Raw genomic sequence first — 19,661 nt, forward strand, 5'->3', positions numbered from 1 at the left:
ACCTCCGGAGTTGGGTCAACCGACCGGGCGGCCGTGGGGCCGGGCGTCCGCCCGGCGGGACCGCAGGTGGTCCAGACCTGCGATCCCGCGGGCGGAGCCGGTCAGCGCCGGTACTTCACCAGCCGACCACCGGGCGGGGTGGACGGCTGCTCCTGCGACGGCCCGACCAGCGAGTCGACCGTCGCGTAGACACCTCGCGGCGTCCACTCGACCGCGGCCGGCAGGTTGACCTTGGCGTAGGTCCGGACGGCGTGCGTGCCGTGCGGCACCCGCGAGATCACGCCGGCGAACAGCTGCGACACCAGCAGGTCGCCGTTCCGGGCGACACCCAGCCCGACCGGGGTCATCAGCCCGCCCACGATCTTGGTCGTCTTGCCGCTGCGCTTGTTGACCCGGTAGATCGACCCGAGCGGCATCTGCTCGCCCAGGCCGCCGCCCTCGGTGGTGACCAGCAGCTTGCCATTGCGGGTCTCCACGTCGGTCGGGACCGGCTCGCCGTAGTAGGTCAGCCCGACGGCGCAGTCCGGCAGCCCCATCGAGCCCGCGAGCTGGCGGGTGATCCGCACGGGCACGGGCGGCAGCACGGCGACCGTCGAGATGCGGCCCGACCGGGAGATCGCGATGACGGCGTTCATGCCGGCATCGGCGACGTACACCTTCCTCGTGGTCTGGTAGGTGGCGTAGGGATGCGAGTCGGGCAGCCCGCGGTAGGTGGCCGGCCCGAACTGGTCGGTCGGCCACTGCGAGGCGCAGCCGGGCCGGATGCCGCGAGCGCCGTACTTCACCACGTGGTCGGGGTTGTGCTTGTTCTCGTAGGCCCGCACGTGCGCGAGCGTCCGGACCTTGCCGGACCGCCCCATCCACTTGACCCAGGAGTCGGCAGGCATGCCCTGGGCGTCACTGGCGGTCTCGGTGAACACGACGACGCCCTTGCGCACCGAGACGCCGCCCACCTCGTTGCCGCCCCGGGCGGCGTAGACGACCTTCGCCGGCTTGCCGGGCCGCTTGCGGGTCAGCTGGCCGCTGAAGTTCTGCGTGACGTAGACGGTGCCGTCGGAGGCCACCGCCGCCGTGAGGGGCGACACCAGCCCCTTCAGCAGGGTCGTGGGTTCAGGCCGCGCGGCGTCCGCGGCGGTCGGTACGCCGAACGACGCGGCCGTGAGGGCGACCGCCGTGGCGGCCACCATGAGTCGGGTCTGGTGCATGTGTCTCCCCCAAGAGGTTGGTGTGGTCCGCAGCAGTCTCACCACGGAAGGGGGTCGCGCACATCACCACTTCGGCTCATTTGTCACGTGTTTCCGGGGGGTGGTCACCCCTCGTCGTAGGCCGCGAGGATCCGATCGGCCGCGACCGGCGCCGGGAGCCGGCCGGACAGCACGGCCTCGCGGACCTCGGCCCGGATCGCGGAGACGGCCGGCGACCGGCGCAGCCGCTGGTCCAGCTCGTCGCGCACCAGCGACCAGGTGAAGTCCAGCTGCTGCTCGGCCCGCTTGCGCGCCAAGCCCTCGGTGCCGAGGTGCTCGCGGTGCTCGAGAACCCGGTCCCACACCTCGTCGACCCCGCTGTCCTCCAGCGCCGAGCAGGTCACGACCGCGGGCGCCCGGTCCGCGGCGCCGTGCACCAGCCGCAGCGCCCCCGCCAGGTCGCGGGCGGCCACCCGCGCCTCCTGCCGGCGGTCACCGTCGGCCTTGTTGACCGCGATGACGTCGGCGATCTCGAGGATGCCCTTCTTGATGCCCTGGAGCTGGTCGCCCGTGCGGGCCAGGGTGAGGTAGAGGAACGTGTCGACCATGCCGGCCACCGTCACCTCGGACTGACCGACACCGACCGTCTCGACGAGCACGACGTCGTACCCCGCCGCCTCGAGGACCAGCATCGCCTGCACCGTCGCCCGCGCGACGCCGCCGAGCGTCCCGGCGCTGGGGCTGGGCCGGATGAAGGCCCGCGGGTCGGTGGCGAGTCGGGCCATGCGGGTCTTGTCGCCGAGCACCGAGCCGCCGGTCCGCACGCTGCTGGGGTCGACCGCGAGCACCCCGACCCGGTGGCCGGCCGCGGTGAGCCGGCTGCCGAGCGCCTCGATGAACGTCGACTTGCCGACGCCGGGCACACCCGACACACCGACGCGTACGGCGTCGTGCGGCTCGAGCCGCGTCAGCAGCTCGCGCGCCTGGTCCCGGTGCCGGGGGCTGGTCGACTCGACCAGCGTGATCGCCTGCGAGATCGCTGCCCGGCGTCCGGCCCCGATCCCCTCGAGGAGCGCCTCGACGTCAGGCACCGTCGAGCTGCTCACGCAGCCGCGCCAGCAGGTCCAGCGCCGACTCGGCGATGACGGTGCCGGGCAGGAACACCGCCGCCGCACCCATCTCCTGCAGCGTCGCGACGTCGTCCGGCGGGATCACACCCCCGATGACCACCATGATGTCGGGTCGGCCCTGGTCGGCGAGGGCCTGCTTGAGCGCGGGCAGCAGCGCGAGGTGGCCGGCGGCCAGTGAGGAGACGCCGACGATGTGGACGTCCGCGTCGACAGCCTGCTGGGCGACCTCCTCGGGCGTGGAGAACAGCGGCCCGACGTCCACGTCGAATCCGAGGTCGGCGAACGCGCTGACCACGACCTTCTGACCCCGGTCGTGGCCGTCCTGGCCCATCTTGGCGACCAGGATCCGGGGCCGGCGGCCCTCGGCCTCCTCGAACTCCTCGGTGGCCCGGAGCACCGCGGCGACCGCCGCGTCGCCGGCCTTGTCCGCCTCGGCCCTGTACACGCCGCTGATCGTACGGATGACCGCCTGGTGGCGCCCGTAGACCTTCTCGAGGGCGGCGGAGATCTCGCCGACCGTCGCCTTGGCGCGGGCGGCGTCGACGGCCAGAGCGAGCAGGTTGCCGTCGAGGGTCGTGGACGGGCCGGCCTCGGCGGAGCGGGTCAGCGCCTGCAGCGTCCGCTCGACCTCGGCGTCGTCGCGCTCGGCGCGCAGCCGCTCCAGCTTGGCGATCTGCTGGCGGTAGACGTCGTCGTTGTCGACGCGGAGCACCTCGAGGCGGTCCTCGTGGGCCGGGCGGAAGGTGTTGACGCCGATCACCTTCTGCGCGCCGGAATCGATCCGCGCCTGGGTGCGGGCCGCCGCCTCCTCGATGCGCATCTTCGGGATGCCCTGCTCGATGGCCGCCGCCATGCCGCCGGCCGCCTCGGCCTCGAGGATGTGCGCCCACGCCCGCTCGGCGAGGTCGTGGGTCAGCCGCTCGACGTAGTAGGAGCCGGCCCAGGGGTCGATCGTCCCGGTCGTGCCGCTCTCCTGCTGCAGGAGCAGCTGGGTGTTGCGGGCGATCCGGGCCGAGAAGTCGGTGGGCAGCGCGATCGCCTCGTCGAGGGCGTTGGTGTGCAGCGACTGGGTGTGGCCCTGGGTGGCGGCCATCGCCTCGATGCAGGTGCGTCCGACGTTGTTGAAGACGTCCTGGGCGGTCAGCGACCAGCCCGACGTCTGCGAGTGGGTGCGCAGGCTGAGCGACTTGGGGTTCTGCGGGTCGAACTGGCGCACCAGCCGGGCCCACAGCGCCCGCGCCGCGCGCATCTTCGCGACCTCCATGAAGAAGTTCATGCCGATCGCCCAGAAGAAGGACAGCCGCGGCGCGAACCGGTCGATGTCCAGGCCGGCGGCAAGGCCGGCCCGGATGTACTCGACGCCGTCGGCCAGGGTGTAGGCGACCTCGAGGTCGTTGGTCGCCCCGGCCTCCTGCATGTGGTAGCCGGAGATCGAGATCGAGTTGAAGCGCGGCATCCGCTCCGCGGTGAACTGGAAGATGTCGCTGATGATCCGCATGCTCGGCGCGGGTGGGTAGATGTAGGTGTTGCGGACCATGAACTCCTTGAGGATGTCGTTCTGGATGGTCCCCGCGAGCTGCTCCGGCTTCACCCCCTGCTCCTCGGCCGCGGCGATGTAGAGCGCCATCACCGGCAGGACCGCGCCGTTCATCGTCATCGACACCGACATCTCGTCGAGAGGGATGCCCTCGAAGAGGGTGCGCGCGTCGTAGATCGAGTCGATCGCCACCCCGGCCATGCCGACGTCGCCCCGCACCCGTGGGTGGTCGGAGTCGTAGCCGCGGTGCGTGGCCAGGTCGAACGCGACCGAGAGCCCCTTCTGGCCGGCGGCCAGGTTGCGGCGGTAGAAGGCGTTCGACTCCTCGGCCGTGGAGAAGCCGGCGTACTGCCGGATCGTCCACGGCTGGGTGGTGTACATCGTCGGGTAGGGCCCGCGCAGGAACGGGCTGAGGCCGGGGAGGGTGTCGAGCGCGTCGAGCCCCTCGAGGTCGGCCTCGGTGTACCAGCCCTTGATCTCGATGCCCTCGGGCGAGAGCCACGGCTCGGCGACGTCCGGCCAGCCCATCGTCCAGCGGGCGTCGTCGACGAGCGGCAGGCCGCTGAAGCTCTTCGGGACCGTCATCTCGGGGTCCCCTCGGAGTAGCGGAGCGCCAGCGACGCGTTTTCATGGGGTGAGTTCATGCCAGCTTCTCCCTCGTCCGGGTCAGGAAGTCCAGGGCGTCGACACCCATCGCACAGGAGTCGTCGGTCCAGTCGACCGGCTTGCCCGCGATCACGACGTGGGTCGCGCCGGCCGCTCGGAGCCGCTCGGCCGCGGCCTCGCCCCACTCCAGGTAGGTCTGGTCCGAGCCGGCGAGGCACACGACCGGCTGGCCGGCGTACGCCTCGGCGAGCTCGTCGGGGTCCTTCGTCGGCCCGGCGACGTCGACGGCGATCCCGCCGGCCGCGAGCAGGTTGCTGGCGAACGTCGCGCGGGCGGTGTGCTGGGCGACCGTGCCGAGCGTCGCGAGGAAGACGGGGGTGGCGGCCGGCGCGTCCCGCAACGCCTCGAAGCTGGCGCCGTAGCGACGCACCGGATCGGGTTCGCCCGGCCGCTCGGGCAGCACCTCGGCGAGGTTGGGGAACTCGGTGAGCCCGGTGATGGGTCGCTTGCGGGTGGCCACCTGGGCCTCCCGCCTCGCGACCGTGTCCGCGATCGCGGCCTCGAGGTCGGCGCCGTCCTCGAGCTCGCCGAAGATCCGCCACGCGACCGCGGCGAGGTCGTCGGTGAGCTTCTCGACGGCGTACGAGCCGCCGGCCGGGTCGGCGACGTGCGCGACATGGGCCTCGTCGATGAGCAGGTGGGAGGTGTTGCGGGCGATCCGCCGGGCGAGCTCGTCGGAGCGGCCGAGCGGCGTGTCGAAGGGCAGGACGGTCACGCTGTCCGCGCCGCCGACGCCGGCGGCGAACGCCGCGACCGTCGTGCGGAGCAGGTTCACCCAGGGGTCGTACTTGCTCATCATCGGGCTGCTCGTGACGACGTGCTGGCGCATCACCAGGCCGTCGAGCGGCGCCTCGCAGATCTCGAGCACGCGGGCCCAGAGCCGGCGCGCGGCGCGCAGCTTGGCGATCGTCGCGAGCTGCTCGTCGGTCGCGGCGTAGCGGAACTCGACGAGCCGGGCGGCCTCGCCCACGGTGAGACCGGCGTCGGTCAGGGTGCGCAGGTAGGACGCGGCCGCGGCCATCGACCAGGCCAGCTCCTGGGCGTCGCTGGCCCCGCGGTCGTGGACGGCGGTGGCGTCGATGACGAAGCCGAGCACGCCGCGGTCGCGAGCGGTGCGGGCCAGGTCGGCCGTGGCCTCCGCCGCCGGGACGCCGAGGTTGGTGCCGGGGTGCAGCTCACGGTCGCCGACGTGGGCGAGGAACGCGTGCGGGTCGACGCCGTCGAGCACCACCGGGGCCAGGTCGAGCAGCACGCCGTCGAGGACGGTCGCGAGGTCGGTGCCGCCCACGAGCCACAGGGACGTCACGCCACCGTCGAGGTCCGCGAGCGCCTCCTCGTGGGCGAGCGCGGCGTCGCGGCCGTCCACCCGGACGCGGACGTCCCAGTCGCCCTGGCGCAGCGGCCGGCCACTGGTGCGCACCTCGTCGAGCATCGCCCGGGTGCCGAGAGGAGTGACGCCGATGCCGTCCAGCGTGGTGCGGGTGAGCCTCGCCCACACCCGGTCGTCGGGGTCCTCGTCGGTCAGCCGGCGGGACTTGCGGAGCACCGCCGCCGCCTGGTGCTCCCAGTCCGCGACCGTCCACCGGTCCTCCGGGTCCGCGAGGTCGAGCGACCCGGGGGCCGGCTCCAGCTCGCCGGGCTCGTCCAGGCCGCCCTCGACCGTCCCATCCGTCATGGTGCGAACGATAGAAGGGTGGGGTGACCACGGCCACCGAGTGTGACCAAACCGGCCGCTCCGACACCGGTGGCCGAGGCTCGGGCGAGCCCCGGCCACCTCCGGGCGGTCACCGCCGGAGCAGCCGGACGCCGGTCCCGACCAACCACACCGCGAGCCCCGCCTGGAAGGGGAACAGCAGCGTGAACGCCGGGTCGCCGGTCAGCACGACGAGCGGTGCTGCCGCCGCGGACAGCAGCCCGCCCACGACCGCGAACCCGGCGAGGACCGCCGTGGCCCAGGACCTCGTGGCCAGGTGGACCACCACCGCGATGACGGCACCGCTCAGGCCGACCAGCGGCCCGGCGACGAGCTGCATGACCAGGTGCACGTCCAGCACGGGCGTCGCCTCGTGGTGCTCCAGCGCGTGGGCGTCGCCGGCGGCGAGGAGGTGGGGCACCAGCTCCGCCGCGCCGAACGCCCAGCAGGCGGCCACGGCCGGCAGCCAGCGCTGCACCCGCGGGCCGAAGGCCTCGGTCCGGCGGGCGGAGAGGAACGCCAGCACGCTCAGCACCGTCCCGGCCAGCATCAGCAGGTGGGACAGCGGCCACGCCGGCGACTCGAACATCGACAGCAGGTGGGCATCGAGGCTGTCGCCCGACCCGCGTGGGTGCAGCTGCCCGCCTGCCGCCAGCAGCACGCCCCCGGACGCGAACAGGATCGCGGTCGCGCGGTGCGACACCCGGCGGTCGTCGGCGGTCGTCGGGACCGCGATCGTCCCGGTCGACATGTCAGGCCCCCACGAGGGTGTTGTGGGTCGACACGACGTGCCACCCGGCGGCCTCCGCGGACCGGGCGACGACGCTCGTCGACATCGCCTGGTGCCGGCCGGCGAGCGGGCCCGTCGGGCAGTCGAGGGTGTTGACCGAGACGGCGAGCACGACCCCGTCGGCCAGCTCGACGGCCCGGACCAGCTCCATGCGGTTCACGCTGCCGGCGTAGATGGAGCCGAAGATCCCGGCGTGCCCGGCCCCGATCGCCTCGGCGCCGACGACGTGCTCGCCGCGGATGGTCACGAACGAGGCGTCGGGTGCGTAGACGGCGCCGAAGGCGGCGCCGTCACCGGCGTTCCACGCGGACTCGAGGCGTCCGAGCACCTCGTGGGCGACGGCGGCGGGGGTCGAGGTCAGGGGTGTGGTGGTCATGGGAGACGCCTTTCACTGAGTCGTTACTAATTGATTGAGCATTGCTCAGTGAATATAGACCAACTCAACGAACCTGTACAGTGGTCACCGTGAGCACGTCGCGCCCGTACAAGTCCGAGCTCCGCGAGCAGCAGGCAGAGCGCACCCGCGCGCTCATCGCCGCCTCGGCGCGGGCCCGCTTCCTCGAGAAGGGGTGGGCCGGGACGAGCGTCCGCTCGGTCGCGGCGGGAGCAGGCGTCTCCGAGGCCACGGTGTACAGCGTCTACGGCAGCAAGGCCGGCCTGGCCAGCTCACTCATCGACGCGGCCGAGCAGGACGCCGACGTCCAGCGGGCGATCCGCGAGCTCCAGGAGCGGGCCGGCGACCCGGAGGGACAGCTGCGCGCCTTCGTCGACTTCGACCGACGGCTCTTCGAGCACGGCGGCGACGTGCTCCGGATCCTGGGCGAGGGGCGCCGGCAGCACCCCGAGCTCGGCGCGGCGTACGACGAGGGCCGGGGTCGGGGCGACAGCCAGCGCCGCGCGGTGTTCTCCTCGTGGCCGGCCAGGACGTGGCAGCGCGGCGTGGACCCCGACCGCGCGGTCGCCGTCTACGCGATCCTGGTCACCCTGGACGGCTTCACGACCGCGACGGGCGAGTTCGGCTGGAGCCCGGACCAGGTCGCATCCTGGTGGCACACGACGCTGGCGCAGCAACTCCTGCGATAGGCGCCGGTCCGGGTGCCCGTGTCCGGGTCGTCGCCGGTTCGTGACGCAACCGCAACCCGGACGGCGCAACCGGGCGGACCCGCCACGCGTCTTCAGGGTGTCCGCCGCACGCGGACGGTGGTGTCGCACGGAGGGAGCTCGGACCCATGACCTACCTGAAGGCAGTCCTGACCCTGCTGGTGGTGACCGCGTTCGTCGCGGCCGCCGCGGGACTGGCGGCATACGCCGCCGGCCACGCGCTGGTGTCGATGATGGGCTGAGCCCGGACGGTCACACCTCGGTGCGGCCGTCGTTGTCCTTGTTGCGCAGGCCGATCTTGTTGCCGAGCCACACGAGCGGGTCGTACTTGCGGTCGACCACGCGCTCCTTCATCGGGATGATCGCGTTGTCGGTGATCTTGATGCCCTCCGGGCACACCTCGGTGCAGCACTTGGTGATGTTGCACATCCCGAGCCCGGCCGCTCCCTGCGCGAGCTCCCGCCGGTCGTGGGTGTCGAGGGGGTGCATGTCGAGCTCGGCGTACCGCAGGAAGAACCGGGGACCGGCGAAGGCCGGCTTGTTCTCCTCGTGGTCACGGACGACGTGGCAGACGTTCTGGCACAGGAAGCACTCGATGCACTTGCGGAACTCCTGGCCGCGCTCGACGTCGATCTGCGCCATCCGCCGCTTGCCGTCGGCGTCGCGCGGCGGCAGCTCGGCGTAGGGCAGCTCCTTGGCCTTCTCGTAGTTGAACGACACGTCGGTGACCAGGTCGCGGATCACCGGGAAGGACCGCATCGGGGTGACCGTGATCGTCTCGGTCGGCTCGAAGTCCGAGAGCCGGGTCATGCACATCAGCCGCGGCCGGCCGTTGATCTCGGCCGAGCACGAGCCGCACTTGCCGGCCTTGCAGTTCCAGCGGATCGCCAGGTCGCCGGTCTGGGTCGCCTGGAGCCGGTGCAGGGCGTCGAGCACCACCTCACCCTCGGACACCTCGACGGTGTAGTCGGCGAGGTCGCCGCCGTCCTGGTCGCCGCGCCAGACGCGCATCTTCAGGTCGTAGCCCATGGAGGTGCCTCTCAGTCGAAGTACTTCTTGAGCTCGTCCGGCATGACCGGGAGCGGCTTCTCGTGCAGGTCGACGCCGGTGCCGTCGGCGTTGAGGGTGACGACGAGGTTCTTGGTGCCCCAGACCTCGTGGTCGGTCTTCGGGAAGTCGTCCCGGGTGTGCCCGCCCCGGGACTCCTCGCGGGCCAGCGCCGCCTTGGCGATCGCCTCGGAGACGATGAGCATGTTGCGCAGGTCGATCGCGAGGTGCCAGCCGGGGTTGTACTGCCGGTGCCCCTCGACGACCATCGTCGCCGCGCGCTGCTTGAAGACCTCGATCTCGCGCAGCGACTCCTCCAGCTCCGGCCCGGTGCGGATGATGCCGACCAGGTCGTTCATCGACTGCTGGAGGTCGTGCTGGATCGTGTACGGGTTCTCGCCGCCCTCGACCTCGAAGGGGGCCAGCGCGCTCGCCTGCGCGGCCTTGACGTCCGCCTCGTCGATCGCCGGCCGCGCGTCACCGAGGGAGGCGGCGTACGCCGACGCCGCCTCGCCGGCCCGCTTGCCGAAGACCAGGAGGTCGCCGAGCGAGTTGCCGCCGAGCCGGTTGGACCCGTGCATGCCGCCGGAGCACTCCCCCACGGCGTACAGGCCCGGGACCGCGCTCTCCTGGGTGTCGGCGTCCACCTCCACCCCGCCCATCACGTAGTGGCAGGTGGGGCCGATCTCCATCGGCTCCTGGGTGATGTCGACGTCGGCCAGCTCCTTGAACTGGTGGTACATCGACGGCAGCCGCTTGCGGATGAACTCGGGGGTACGGCGCGAGGCGATGTCGAGGTAGATCCCGCCGTGCGGCGTCCCGCGGCCCGCCTTGATCTCGGAGTTGATCGCGCGGGCGACCTCGTCCCGCGGCAGCAGCTCGGGTGGGCGACGGTTGTTCTTCTTGTCGTCGTACCACCGGTCGGCCTCCTCGACGGTGTCCGCCGTCTCCGCCTTGAAGAACTCCGGGATGTAGTCGAACATGAACCGCTTGCCCTCGGAGTTCTTCAGGATGCCGCCGTCGCCGCGCACCGACTCGGTGACCAGCAGCCCCTTGACCGACGGCGGCCACACCATGCCGGTCGGGTGGAACTGGACGAACTCCATGTTGATCAGCGCCGCCCCCGCACGCAGGGCGAGCGCGTGGCCGTCGCCGGTGTACTCCCAGGAGTTCGACGTGACCTTGAACGACTTGCCGATGCCTCCGGTCGCCAGGATCACCGTGGGCGCCTCGAAGACGACGAACCGGCCGGTCTCGCGCCAGTAGCCGAACGCGCCGGCGGTCCGCCCGTCGCGCTTGAGCAGGTCGGTGACCGTGCACTCCATGTAGACGTCGATGCCGAGCTGCACGGTGCGCTGCTGCAGGGTGCGGATCATCTCCAGGCCGGTGCGGTCGCCGACGTGGGCGAGCCGGGCGTACTTGTGGCCGCCGAAGTCCCGCTGCGAGATCAGCCCGTCGTCGGTGCGGTCGAACAGCGCGCCCCAGTCCTCGAGCTCCTGGACCCGTTCGGGAGCCTCCTGGGCGTGCAGCTGGGCCATCCGCCAGTTGTTGAGCATCTTCCCGCCACGCATGGTGTCGCGGAAGTGCACCTCCCAGTTGTCCTCGGGCCACCGGTTGCCCATGGCGGCGGCGATGCCGCCCTCGGCCATCACGGTGTGGGCCTTGCCGAGCAGCGACTTGCAGACCACGGCCGTGCGCGCGCCCGCCTCGTGCGCGGCGATCGCCGCCCGCAGTCCGGCGCCGCCCGCACCGACCACCACGACGTCGTACCGGTGGCGCTCCATGCCGCCCTCGCTGGCGCCGGACATCTCGTTGCCGGTCATCGGGTGCCGGCTGCTCTCGACTGACATCTCAGAAAGGCTCAATCCTCAGAAGAATCGGGGGTCGTCGAAGACGTTGGCCGCCAGCAGGAAGATGTAGAGGTCGACCAGGGCCACGGAGAAGAGCGAGTACCAGGCGTACTGCGCGTGCCGGGCGTTGAGCTTGGAGACGAACGTCCACATCCGGTAGCGGACCGGGTGCTTGGAGAAGTGCCGCAGCCGGCCGCCGGTGATGTGGCGACAGGAGTGGCACGACAGCGTGTAGAGCCAGATCAGCACCACGTTGCCGAGCATCAGCAGCGTGCCGAGGCCCATGTGGATGCCGTCCGGCTCGCCCTCTGCGGGCCCGAACGCCAGCACCACGTCGTAGGTCAGGATCAGGCCGACCACGACGGCGGCGTACCAGAAGTAGCGGTGGATGTTCTGCAGGATGAGGGGGAACCGCGTCTCGCCGGTGTACTTCGCCTTCGGCTCGGCCACCGCGCAGGCGGGCGGCGAGAGCCAGAACGCCCGGTAGTAGGCCTTGCGGTAGTAGTAGCAGGTCAGCCGGAAGCCCAGCGGGAAGATCAGGATGACCAGCGCCGGCGAGAGGCTCCACCAGCCGAGCGGCTGGCCGAAGTCGGAGGAGCCCTCGACGCAGGACCCGGTCAGGCACGGCGAGAAGAACGGCGAGAGGTACGGCGCCGAGTAGTAGTCGGTGGCGTAGAAGGCCCGGAAGGTCGCGAAGACCACGAACCCCGAGAAGACGACGAAGGTCGCCGCCGGGTAGAGCCACCAGCGGTCCGTGCGGAGGGTCTTGACCACGATCCGGGCCCGGGTCGGCCCGTTGACTCCTGTGGAACCTGCTGCCGTCGTCTCTCGAGCGTCCGTCGACGCCATCGCCACCTCCGGTGGGTCGGGTGCCTGTGCAGTCTGCACACGAATCGGCGGATGTGAAAGGGCCCACACCGAGATTCCGGGAACGCGTTCCACCGGGCCGCCGGTCGGCGGGGCCGTGGGGTCCCGCCGGCGGTTCACCCGACATCCACCTCGGCGCTGCGGTCCTGACACCCGGCGCGCGGAGGGTGGTGGCATGCGGATCGCCCTGGTGACCGAGACCTTCTTCCCCGCCGTCGACGGGACGACGACCACGGTGAAGGCCGTGCTCGACCGGCTCGTCGACCTCGGGCACGACGTCCTCGTGGTGGCTCCGGGACCGGGCCTGACGACCTACCGCGGCTGCCGGAACGCCCGGGTGCGGCCGCTGGACCGCACCGGGTCGCAGGTCCGCGAGGCGCTCGAGGCCTTCCGGCCCGACCTCGTGCACGTGACCTCGCCGGGGCCGGTCGGCCGCACGGCGGTCAAGCACGCGCGCCGCCTCGGGGTGCCGGTCCTGGCCGTGGAGCAGTCGGCGCTGCTCGACGTGACCCCCGACCACTGGCGGTCCCGGGTCGCCGAGCGCGTCGACCGGGTCCTCGTCACCTCGACCTGGATGGTCGAGCGACTGGCCGAGCACGACGTGGCGGCCGCGCGGTGGGAGCCGGGCGTCGACACCACCGCCTTCACGCCCGCACTGCGCGACGAGTGGCTCCACCAGCGCTGGTCCCGGTCGCGCTCGGCGAGCCGCCCGCTCGTGGTCGTGGGGTATGTCGGCAGCCTCCGCAAGCGGCACGACGTACGGCGGCTGGCGTCGCTGGCGAGCGTGCCCGGCATCCGCCCCGTGGTGATCGGCGAGGGTCCGCAGCGCGGCTGGCTCGAGGGCCGGCTGCCCGGGGCCCGGTTCACCGGCGAGCTGACGACCGGCGAGCTGACGGCGGTGCTGCCGTCCCTGGACGTCCTGGCCCACCCCGGGCGGCACGAGACCTGCTGCCACGCGCTGCGCGAGGCGGCGGCCTCCGGGGTGCCGGTCGTCGCCGCCCGCTCCGGCGGGGCGACCGACGTGGTCCGCACCCTGGAGACGGGGCTGCTCCACGACCCCGCCGACGAGCGGGGCCTGGCGCGGGCCGTGGCGGCGGTGGCAGCCGACGGCCAGCGGGCGCTGCTCGGGGCGCGGGGGCGGGAGCTCTCGACCCGCACCTGGCGCGACGCCGTCGACGAACTGGTCGACCTGCACTACCGGCCGCTGGTGGCCCAGCGGGCCCGACCCGCCGGTAACCGGACGTAAGTCACACCGGCCCGCGCGTCGCCGGGGGTGCCGCGGCGGGTAGCGTGACCCTCCGTGGCAACGACGACCTTGGTGACCGGAGCGCGGGCGTCGCGCTCCACGATCACCCTCAAGCTCCTGATGGCTGCCAGCGGCATCGTCTTCATCCTCTTCGTGCTGCTGCACATGTACGGCAACCTCAAGGCCTTCGCGGGCCACGACGCCTACAACGAGTACGCCCACCACCTGCGCACGCTGGGCGAGCCGATGCTCCCCTACGAGGGCTTCCTCTGGATCCTGCGCGCGGCGCTCATCGTGGCGCTCGTCGTCCACGTCTACTCCGCCCTCACGCTGTGGCGCCGGGCCGGCAAGGCCCGCTCGCAGAAGTACGTGGTCAAGCGCAACATCGCGTCGTCGTTCTCCTCCCGCACGATGCGGTGGGGCGGCCTGACGCTGCTGCTCTTCCTGGTCTGGCACCTGCTGAACTTCACCATCGGCAAGGTCAACGTCTCCGGCGGGCCGACCAACGACCCGTACAACCTGCTCGTCGACACCTTCGACACCTGGTGGATGACGCTCATCTACCTCCTCGCGATGTTCACGCTCGGCATGCACCTGCACCACGGCACCTGGAGCGCGGCCCAGACCCTGGGCCTGACGAACAACGAGCGGGCCCGGCGCAATGCCAAGACCCTCGGCTGGATCCTGGCGGTCGTCATCGCCGGCGGCTTCTCCCTCGTCCCGATCTTCGTCCTCGCGGGCGTCATCACCCAGTAAGGGGTCTCGCACATGACCGACATGCCGGACACCACCCTCACGGGCGATCCCTCCTACCACGCCCCCGCCGAGCACGGCGACGACGCCGCCGGCTACTACACGCCGGGCGACCCGCTCTTCGACACCAAGGCGCCGCAGGGCCCGATCGACGAGCGCTGGAGCACCCGCAAGTTCGACGCCCGCCTGGTCAACCCCGCCAACCGGCGCAAGCTCGACATCATCATCGTCGGCACCGGCCTCGCCGGCGGCTCGGCGGCCGCGACCCTCGGCGAGGCCGGCTACAACGTGAAGGCGTTCTGCTACCAGGACTCCCCGCGCCGGGCCCACTCGATCGCGGCCCAGGGCGGCATCAACGCGGCGAAGAACTACAAGGAGGACGGCGACTCCGTCCACCGGCTCTTCTACGACACGGTCAAGGGCGGCGACTACCGCTCCCGCGAGTCGAACGTCTACCGGCTGGCCGAGGTCAGCACCAACATCATCGACCAGTGCGTGGCGCAGGGCGTGCCCTTCGCCCGTGAGTACGGCGGTCTCCTCGACAACCGCTCCTTCGGCGGCGTGCAGGTCTCCCGCACGTTCTACGCCCGGGGCCAGACCGGCCAGCAGCTGCTGATCGGCGCCTACCAGGCGATGGAGCGGCAGGTGGCCGCCGGCACGGTGACCCAGTACACGCGCCACGAGATGCTGGAGCTGATCGTCGTCGACGGCCGGGCCCGCGGCATCGTGGCCCGCGACCTGGTGACCGGCGAGATCGAGACGCACCTCGCCGACGTCGTCGTGCTCGCCTCCGGCGGCTACGGCAACGTCTTCTACCTGTCGACCAACGCGATGGGCTCCAACGTCACCGCCACCTGGCGGGCGCACCGCAAGGGCGCCTACATGGCCAACCCCTGCTACACGCAGATCCACCCGACCTGCATCCCGGTCACCGGCGCGCACCAGTCCAAGCTGACCCTGATGTCGGAGTCGCTGCGCAACGACGGCCGGATCTGGGTGCCGAAGAAGAAGTCCGACTGCGACAAGGACCCCCGGCAGATCCCCGAGGAGGACCGCGACTACTACCTGGAGCGGATCTACCCGTCGTTCGGCAACCTGGTCCCCCGCGACATCGCCTCCCGCGCCGCGAAGAACGTGTGCGACGAGGGCCGCGGTGTGGGTCCCGAGGTCGAGGGCGTCCGCCGTGGCGTCTACCTCGACTTCAGCGCCGCGATCGAGCGCCTCGGCGCCGACGCGGTCGAGGAGAAGTACGGCAACCTCTTCGACATGTACGCCCGGATCACGGGCGAGAACCCGTACGAGGTCCCGATGCGGATCTACCCGGCCGTCCACTACGTGATGGGCGGGCTCTGGGTCGACTACGACCTCCAGGCCACGATCCCCGGCCTGTTCGTGACCGGCGAGGCGAACTTCTCCGACCACGGCGCCAACCGGCTGGGGGCCTCGGCGCTCATGCAGGGTCTCGCCGACGGCTACTTCGTGCTCCCCCACACCATCCGCGACTACCTCGCCGACGGTCCCTTCGAGAAGGTCGACGAGCAGCACCCGGCCGTGCTCGAGGCGCGCAAGTCGGTCGAGGACCGGGTCGCCCACTTCCTCAGCACCAACGGCACCCGCAGCGTCGACTCCTACCACCGCGAGCTCGGCAACATCATGTGGGAGTACTGCGGGATGGAGCGCAGCGAGGACGGCCTGAAGAAGGCGATCGACCTGATCCGCGGTCTCCGGGACGACTTCTGGCGCAACGTCAAGGTGCTCGGCACGGCCGAGTCCCTCAACCAGTCCTTGGAGAAGGCCGGCCGGGTGGCCGACTTCTTCGAGCTCGGTGAGCTCATGTGCATCGACGCGCTCAACCGCCGCGAGTCCTGCGGCGGCCACTTCCGGGCCGAGTCGCAGACCGAGGACGGCGAGGCACTGCGCCACGACGACCAGTTCGCGTACGTCGCCGCCTGGGAGTTCGTCGCCGACAGCGAGCCGGAGGGCACGTCGACGGGGATGGGCACGCCCGTCCTTCACAAGGAAGACCTCATCTACACGGCCATCGAGATGAAGCAGCGGAGCTACAAGTAATGAAGCTGACCCTCAAGATCTGGCGCCAGCCGGACGCCCAGACCAAGGGCGCCATGCACACCTACGAGCTCGACGGCGTCTCGGAGGACATGTCCTTCCTGGAGATGCTGGACGTCCTCAACGAGGACCTGATCTCGAAGGGCGAGGACCCGGTCGCCTTCGACTCCGACTGCCGCGAGGGCATCTGCGGGGCGTGCGGCCTGATGATCAACGGCCAGGCGCACGGCCCGGAGGTCACCACGACCTGCCAGCTGCACATGCGCTCCTTCAAGGACGGCGACGAGATCGTCATCGAGCCGTGGCGGGCCGACGCCTTCCCGGTGCTCAAGGACCTCGTGGTCGACCGTGGGGCGTTCGACCGGATCATCCAGGCCGGCGGCTTCATCTCGGTCAACACCGGCTCCGCGCCCGAGGCGCACTCGGTGCCGGTGCCCCGCGACGACGCGGTCCGCGCCTTCAACGTGGCGACCTGCATCGGCTGCGGCGCCTGCGTCGCGGCCTGTCCCAACGGCTCGGCCTCGCTGTTCATGGGGGCGAAGATCACCCACCTCGGCGAGCTGCCGCAGGGCCAGCCGGAGCGCGACTCCCGCGTGGTGGGCATGCTCGCCCAGCACGACGCGGAGGGCTTCGGCGGCTGCACCAACATCGGTGAGTGCACGGCCGCCTGCCCCAAGGAGATCCCGCTCGACGTGATCTCCCGCCTCAACTGGGACCTGCACGCCGCCCTGCGCCACGGTCACTGAGCCGGCAGCACCCACACCTCGTCCGCGTCGCCGGCCCGGCCGCCGAAGGTCGGGCAGCGGGCGCCCGGGACGACCTGGACGTCGAAGATCTCCTCGACCCCGTTGTCGAACCGGAGCGTCCCGACGGTGGTCCCGGTGCTGAGCTCGATCACGCCGAGCCCGCAGACCAGCTGGTCGTGGTACGCCGCGATCGGCGCGCCCCCGAACGTGGACGTCTCCCGGATGCGGGACAGGCCCACGAAGGCCAGGTCGCCGTGGAGGGCGAGCCCACGGGCGTAGCCCGGCAGGACCGCGACCACGTCGCGGGCACCGGTGGCCGGGTCCACCCGCTCCAGCCGCCCGTAGCCGGAGTTGAGGACGAAGAGCTGGCCGTCGTGCCAGCGCGGCGAGTGCGGCATCGCCAGCCCGGTCGTCACGACCTCGCCGGACGCGACGTCGAGGACGGTGCCGGTGTCGTTGCGGGCGGCCCGCCAGCCGCCCGGCTCGTCGCTGCACGCCATCACGGTGACGACGTCGGGTCGGCCGTCCCGCATGGCCATGCCGTTGAGGTGGCACCGGTCCTGCGCGGCCAGCTCCGAGACGAACGGCGGCCGCCACCGCGGCACGAAGCTGTAGCGCGGGTCGAGCCCGACCAGGCAGGAGAAGAGCGTGTTGACGACCCACAGGTCCGGCTCGCCGGACGCCGTCGTGCCCCACGCCATCTCGTGGCACCGGATCTCGCCGGTCACCACGGACGAGGCCGCTAGCCAGCAGCGGTCGAAGCGTCCCGCCGGCTCGATCGACGGTGCGATCTCGGACTGGTCCCGCAACGTCCAGATCTCGGCCTTGCCGCCGACCGCGATCCGGTCCGTGCCGACCGCGACCCCCATGGCGTGGTCGAAGCGGCGGAACGCGAAGCTCAGCCGTCCCTCGGCCACCCCGACCGCGGCGAGCTGGCCGGCCTGGTAGGTCGAGAGGAGGACGGAGCAGCCGCTGTCCTCCAGCAGGCCGGGCAGGGACGTGCTGTGGTGGTAGCGGACCTCGGTCCCGTCCGCGGCCGGTTGCTCCTCGTCCGGCCTGCTGCTCACCGCAGCCTCAGGGTGTAGCTGCGGACCACGCTCGAGCCCGCAGCACCGCAGGGGGTGAAGGTGAAGCGCGCCGTGACCCGCAGCTTGCCCTCCTGCCGGAGGATCCGCAGCCCGGCCTCGGTCGGCTCGATGGTCACCAACGTCCGCCCGGCCTTCGGCAGGTCCTGCGCCGAGCGACGGATCGGCGACCCGCCCGCCGGTGCGACGACCAGCCGGCCGGCGCCCGCGACGTCGACCGTGACCCGGACGGATCCCTCGCGGGTGTCCTGCTTGACCTTCGAGGACACGCGGAAGCCACCGCCGGCGTTGACGTCGGCGACCAGTGAGGTCCCGGCGGCCGTGCCGTCCGACGTCCACGGCTCGCGGCCGTGCACGCCGTCGTCGATGCTGAAGAAGAGCGTCCCGCCCACGTCGGCCATCGCGGCCGGGCCGCTGTAGTAGGTGTCGTTGCGCGTGCCGATGTCCTTGACCAGCACGGTGCCCGCTGCGGATCCGTCGGACCTCCACAGCTCGTTGCCGTGGACGCCGTCCTTGGCCGCGAAGAAGAGCGTGCTCCCGACCGCGGTGAGGTACGCCGGCTCGCTCCCGTAGCCGCCGGGGTAGACGTCCTTGACCAGGACCGTGCCGCCCTCGGTGCCGTCGGACGTCCACAGCTCCCGCCCGTGCGCGCCGTCGTCGGTGGTGAAGAACAGCGTTCCACCCGCGTCCGTCAGCGACATCGGCCCGTTGTAGTACTCCTGGCCCTCGTCGGGGTCGACGTCCTCGACCAGGACCGTGCCGGCCTCGGTACCGTCCGAGGCCCACAGCTCCCGCCCGTGGACGCCGTCGTCGGCGGTGAAGAACAGCGTCCCGCCCGCGTCGGTCAGCTCGGCCGGGCCCGAGGCGCCGGCGCCGGGCTTGATGTCGCGGACCAGCGCGGTGCCGGCCTCGGTCCCGTCGGACGACCACAGCTCACGGCCGTGCACCCCGTCGCGCGCGGTGAAGAACAGGGTGCTGCCGACCGCGGTCAGGTAGGCAGGGTCGCCCTCGTACTCGCCCGGGCGGATGTCGGCGACCTGGACGGTGCCGGCCCCGGTCCCGTCGGAGGTCCACAGCTCACGACCGTGGACGCCGTCGTCCGCGGTGAAGAACAGCGCGTCGCCGACGGCCGTCAGGTCGCTGGGTCCGCTGTAGTAGTCCTCGTCCGCGGGGTCGATGTCCTTCACCAGCACGGTGCCGGCGCGGGTGCCGTCCGAGCGCCACAGCTCCCGGCCGTGGCTGTCGTCGTCGACGGTGAAGAAGAGCCGGTCGCCGACCACGGTCAGCGCGGTCGGTCCGCCGTAGTATCCGTCGCTCCCCGAGATGTTCTTCACGAGCACGGTGCCCGCGGACGTCCCGTCGGTGCGCCACAGCTCCTTGCCGTGGACCCCGTCCTCGGCGGTGAAGAACAGCAGGTCGCCCACCGGCGTCAGCGAGTCCGGCCCGCCCGAGCGGGGACCGGGATAGACGTCCCTGACCAGCTCGGCGCCGGAGCCGTCCGACTTCCACAGCTCGCGCCCGTGGACCCCGTCGTCGGCGGCGAAGAACGCGGTCCCACCCAGGTCGGCGGCGGCCGACGGGTCGCTGGACGGCGTGGGGCCGCCGCACGGCGCCAGGGAGGCGCTGGTGCGGCCGGCGACGGCGCCCGTGGCGGGCGACGCCGCTGCCGGGCCCACCAGGGCCACCGCGGCCGCGGCGACCGCTGTGGCCGCAGCCGCCGTGGATCGGCCGGACCCGCTGGTGCGCGCTCGGCGCCGGAGCGCCTTCTCCCGCGCGAGCCGGACGCGCAGCGCCCGCTCCCGCACGGTGCGTCGTCGACGACTCATCTCACGCCTCCCGGATCGACGTCCCCCGGACGATCCCTGCCGCTCGGGGCCTACCCGCGATCATGCCGCGCCG

General features: G+C 71.9%; 16 protein-coding genes. 5 read left to right on the top strand and 11 right to left on the bottom strand.

The features are described from left to right. Positions 1-101 precede the first annotated feature (101 nt). The 6 genes from ACILRH_RS21760 to ACILRH_RS21785 all read right to left on the bottom strand — a co-directional run bounded on the left by ACILRH_RS21760 (position 102) and on the right by ACILRH_RS21785 (position 7,376). Positions 102-1,205, bottom strand: a complete 1,104-nt coding sequence (locus ACILRH_RS21760) for a ScyD/ScyE family protein (RefSeq protein WP_395696164.1) — start codon at positions 1,203-1,205, stop codon at positions 102-104. A 104-nt stretch (positions 1,206-1,309) separates the two neighbouring features. Beyond that, positions 1,310-2,275: a methylmalonyl Co-A mutase-associated GTPase MeaB gene (gene meaB / locus ACILRH_RS21765; protein ID WP_395696165.1), complete on the bottom strand. Its 966-nt coding sequence runs from the start codon at positions 2,273-2,275 to the stop codon at positions 1,310-1,312. Next, positions 2,268-4,379 (bottom strand): methylmalonyl-CoA mutase, encoded by a 2,112-nt coding sequence (gene scpA, locus ACILRH_RS21770; protein ID WP_395696199.1) that lies wholly within the window; start codon positions 4,377-4,379, stop codon positions 2,268-2,270. The genes meaB and scpA overlap by 8 nt, the downstream gene beginning before the upstream one ends. Before the next feature lie 112 nt (positions 4,380-4,491). Next, positions 4,492-6,192 (bottom strand): methylmalonyl-CoA mutase family protein, encoded by a 1,701-nt coding sequence (locus ACILRH_RS21775; RefSeq protein ID WP_395696166.1) that lies wholly within the window; start codon positions 6,190-6,192, stop codon positions 4,492-4,494. A 109-nt stretch (positions 6,193-6,301) separates the two neighbouring features. Further along, on the bottom strand, positions 6,302-6,961 hold the full coding sequence (locus tag ACILRH_RS21780) for a hypothetical protein (RefSeq protein ID WP_395696167.1): 660 nt from the start codon (positions 6,959-6,961) through the stop codon (positions 6,302-6,304). Position 6,962: 1 nt separating this feature from the next. After that, on the bottom strand, positions 6,963-7,376 hold the full coding sequence (locus tag ACILRH_RS21785; RefSeq protein ID WP_395696168.1) for an SgcJ/EcaC family oxidoreductase: 414 nt from the start codon (positions 7,374-7,376) through the stop codon (positions 6,963-6,965). Between the two features lie 89 nt (positions 7,377-7,465). Here ACILRH_RS21785 and ACILRH_RS21790 point away from each other — a divergent pair, with 89 nt between their 5' ends. Further along, positions 7,466-8,083, top strand: coding sequence for a TetR/AcrR family transcriptional regulator (locus ACILRH_RS21790; RefSeq protein WP_395696169.1), 618 nt, complete (start codon positions 7,466-7,468; stop codon positions 8,081-8,083). Positions 8,084-8,353: 270 nt separating this feature from the next. Here ACILRH_RS21790 and ACILRH_RS21795 read toward each other — a convergent pair whose 3' ends face one another. Genes ACILRH_RS21795 through ACILRH_RS21805 form a run of 3 tightly spaced genes read right to left on the bottom strand, consistent with a single transcriptional unit; the run spans position 8,354 to position 11,772 of the window. Continuing rightward, positions 8,354-9,130 carry a succinate dehydrogenase/fumarate reductase iron-sulfur subunit gene (locus ACILRH_RS21795; RefSeq protein ID WP_395696170.1) on the bottom strand — a complete coding sequence of 259 codons (777 nt, stop codon included), beginning with the start codon at positions 9,128-9,130 and terminating at the stop codon, positions 8,354-8,356. Positions 9,131-9,141: 11 nt separating this feature from the next. Beyond that, entirely contained in the window at positions 9,142-10,998 is a 1,857-nt protein-coding gene (locus tag ACILRH_RS21800) for a fumarate reductase/succinate dehydrogenase flavoprotein subunit (protein WP_407077024.1), read from the bottom strand. A gap of 18 nt (positions 10,999-11,016) precedes the next feature. After that, on the bottom strand, positions 11,017-11,772 hold the full coding sequence (locus ACILRH_RS21805; protein WP_395696171.1) for a hypothetical protein: 756 nt from the start codon (positions 11,770-11,772) through the stop codon (positions 11,017-11,019). A gap of 268 nt (positions 11,773-12,040) precedes the next feature. Here ACILRH_RS21805 and ACILRH_RS21810 point away from each other — a divergent pair, with 268 nt between their 5' ends. Genes ACILRH_RS21810 through ACILRH_RS21825 form a run of 4 tightly spaced genes read left to right on the top strand, consistent with a single transcriptional unit; the run spans position 12,041 to position 16,677 of the window. Then, entirely contained in the window at positions 12,041-13,111 is a 1,071-nt protein-coding gene (locus ACILRH_RS21810) for a glycosyltransferase (protein WP_395696172.1), read from the top strand. 54 nt (positions 13,112-13,165) lie between these two features. Continuing rightward, positions 13,166-13,867: a succinate dehydrogenase cytochrome b subunit gene (locus ACILRH_RS21815; RefSeq protein WP_395696173.1), complete on the top strand. Its 702-nt coding sequence runs from the start codon at positions 13,166-13,168 to the stop codon at positions 13,865-13,867. Between the two features lie 21 nt (positions 13,868-13,888). After that, positions 13,889-15,934: a fumarate reductase/succinate dehydrogenase flavoprotein subunit gene (locus tag ACILRH_RS21820; RefSeq protein ID WP_395696201.1), complete on the top strand. Its 2,046-nt coding sequence runs from the start codon at positions 13,889-13,891 to the stop codon at positions 15,932-15,934. Further along, positions 15,934-16,677 carry a succinate dehydrogenase/fumarate reductase iron-sulfur subunit gene (locus tag ACILRH_RS21825; protein ID WP_395696174.1) on the top strand — a complete coding sequence of 248 codons (744 nt, stop codon included), beginning with the start codon at positions 15,934-15,936 and terminating at the stop codon, positions 16,675-16,677. Before ACILRH_RS21820 ends, ACILRH_RS21825 begins: the two co-directional genes overlap by 1 nt. Here the strand turns inward: ACILRH_RS21825 and ACILRH_RS21830 are convergent. Together ACILRH_RS21830 and ACILRH_RS21835 are read right to left on the bottom strand one after the other, a co-directional pair. After that, the gene (locus tag ACILRH_RS21830) at positions 16,671-17,744 is read right to left on the bottom strand and encodes a TIGR03032 family protein (protein ID WP_395696175.1); all 1,074 of its coding nucleotides are present in this window, start codon (positions 17,742-17,744) and stop codon (positions 16,671-16,673) included. The two genes, ACILRH_RS21825 and ACILRH_RS21830, sit on opposite strands and share 7 nt — an antisense overlap. Further along, positions 17,741-19,588, bottom strand: a complete 1,848-nt coding sequence (locus ACILRH_RS21835) for an ELWxxDGT repeat protein (RefSeq protein WP_395696176.1) — start codon at positions 19,586-19,588, stop codon at positions 17,741-17,743. Before ACILRH_RS21835 ends, ACILRH_RS21830 begins: the two co-directional genes overlap by 4 nt. Positions 19,589-19,661 lie beyond the last annotated feature (73 nt).

Origin of the sequence: Nocardioides sp., assembly GCF_044226765.1 — a bacterium.
Taxonomy (GTDB): Bacteria; Actinomycetota; Actinomycetes; order Propionibacteriales; family Nocardioidaceae; genus Nocardioides.

Bases quoted from the DNA above. Each gene is read 5' to 3' on its own strand.
- ACILRH_RS21760 (WP_395696164.1), bottom strand. From the start codon at position 1,205: ATGCACCAGACCCGACTCATGGTGGCCGCCACGGCGGTCGCCCTCACG.
- scpA (WP_395696199.1), bottom strand. From the start codon at position 4,379: ATGGGCTGGCCGGACGTCGCCGAGCCGTGGCTCTCGCCCGAGGGCATC.
- ACILRH_RS21775 (WP_395696166.1), bottom strand. From the start codon at position 6,192: ATGACGGATGGGACGGTCGAGGGCGGCCTGGACGAGCCCGGCGAGCTG.
- ACILRH_RS21780 (WP_395696167.1), bottom strand. From the start codon at position 6,961: ATGTCGACCGGGACGATCGCGGTCCCGACGACCGCCGACGACCGCCGG.
- ACILRH_RS21785 (WP_395696168.1), bottom strand. From the start codon at position 7,376: ATGACCACCACACCCCTGACCTCGACCCCCGCCGCCGTCGCCCACGAG.
- ACILRH_RS21795 (WP_395696170.1), bottom strand. From the start codon at position 9,130: ATGGGCTACGACCTGAAGATGCGCGTCTGGCGCGGCGACCAGGACGGC.
- ACILRH_RS21800 (WP_407077024.1), bottom strand. From the start codon at position 10,998: ATGTCAGTCGAGAGCAGCCGGCACCCGATGACCGGCAACGAGATGTCC.
- ACILRH_RS21810 (WP_395696172.1), top strand. From the start codon at position 12,041: ATGCGGATCGCCCTGGTGACCGAGACCTTCTTCCCCGCCGTCGACGGG.
- ACILRH_RS21820 (WP_395696201.1), top strand. From the start codon at position 13,889: ATGCCGGACACCACCCTCACGGGCGATCCCTCCTACCACGCCCCCGCC.
- ACILRH_RS21825 (WP_395696174.1), top strand. From the start codon at position 15,934: ATGAAGCTGACCCTCAAGATCTGGCGCCAGCCGGACGCCCAGACCAAG.
- ACILRH_RS21835 (WP_395696176.1), bottom strand. From the start codon at position 19,588: ATGAGTCGTCGACGACGCACCGTGCGGGAGCGGGCGCTGCGCGTCCGG.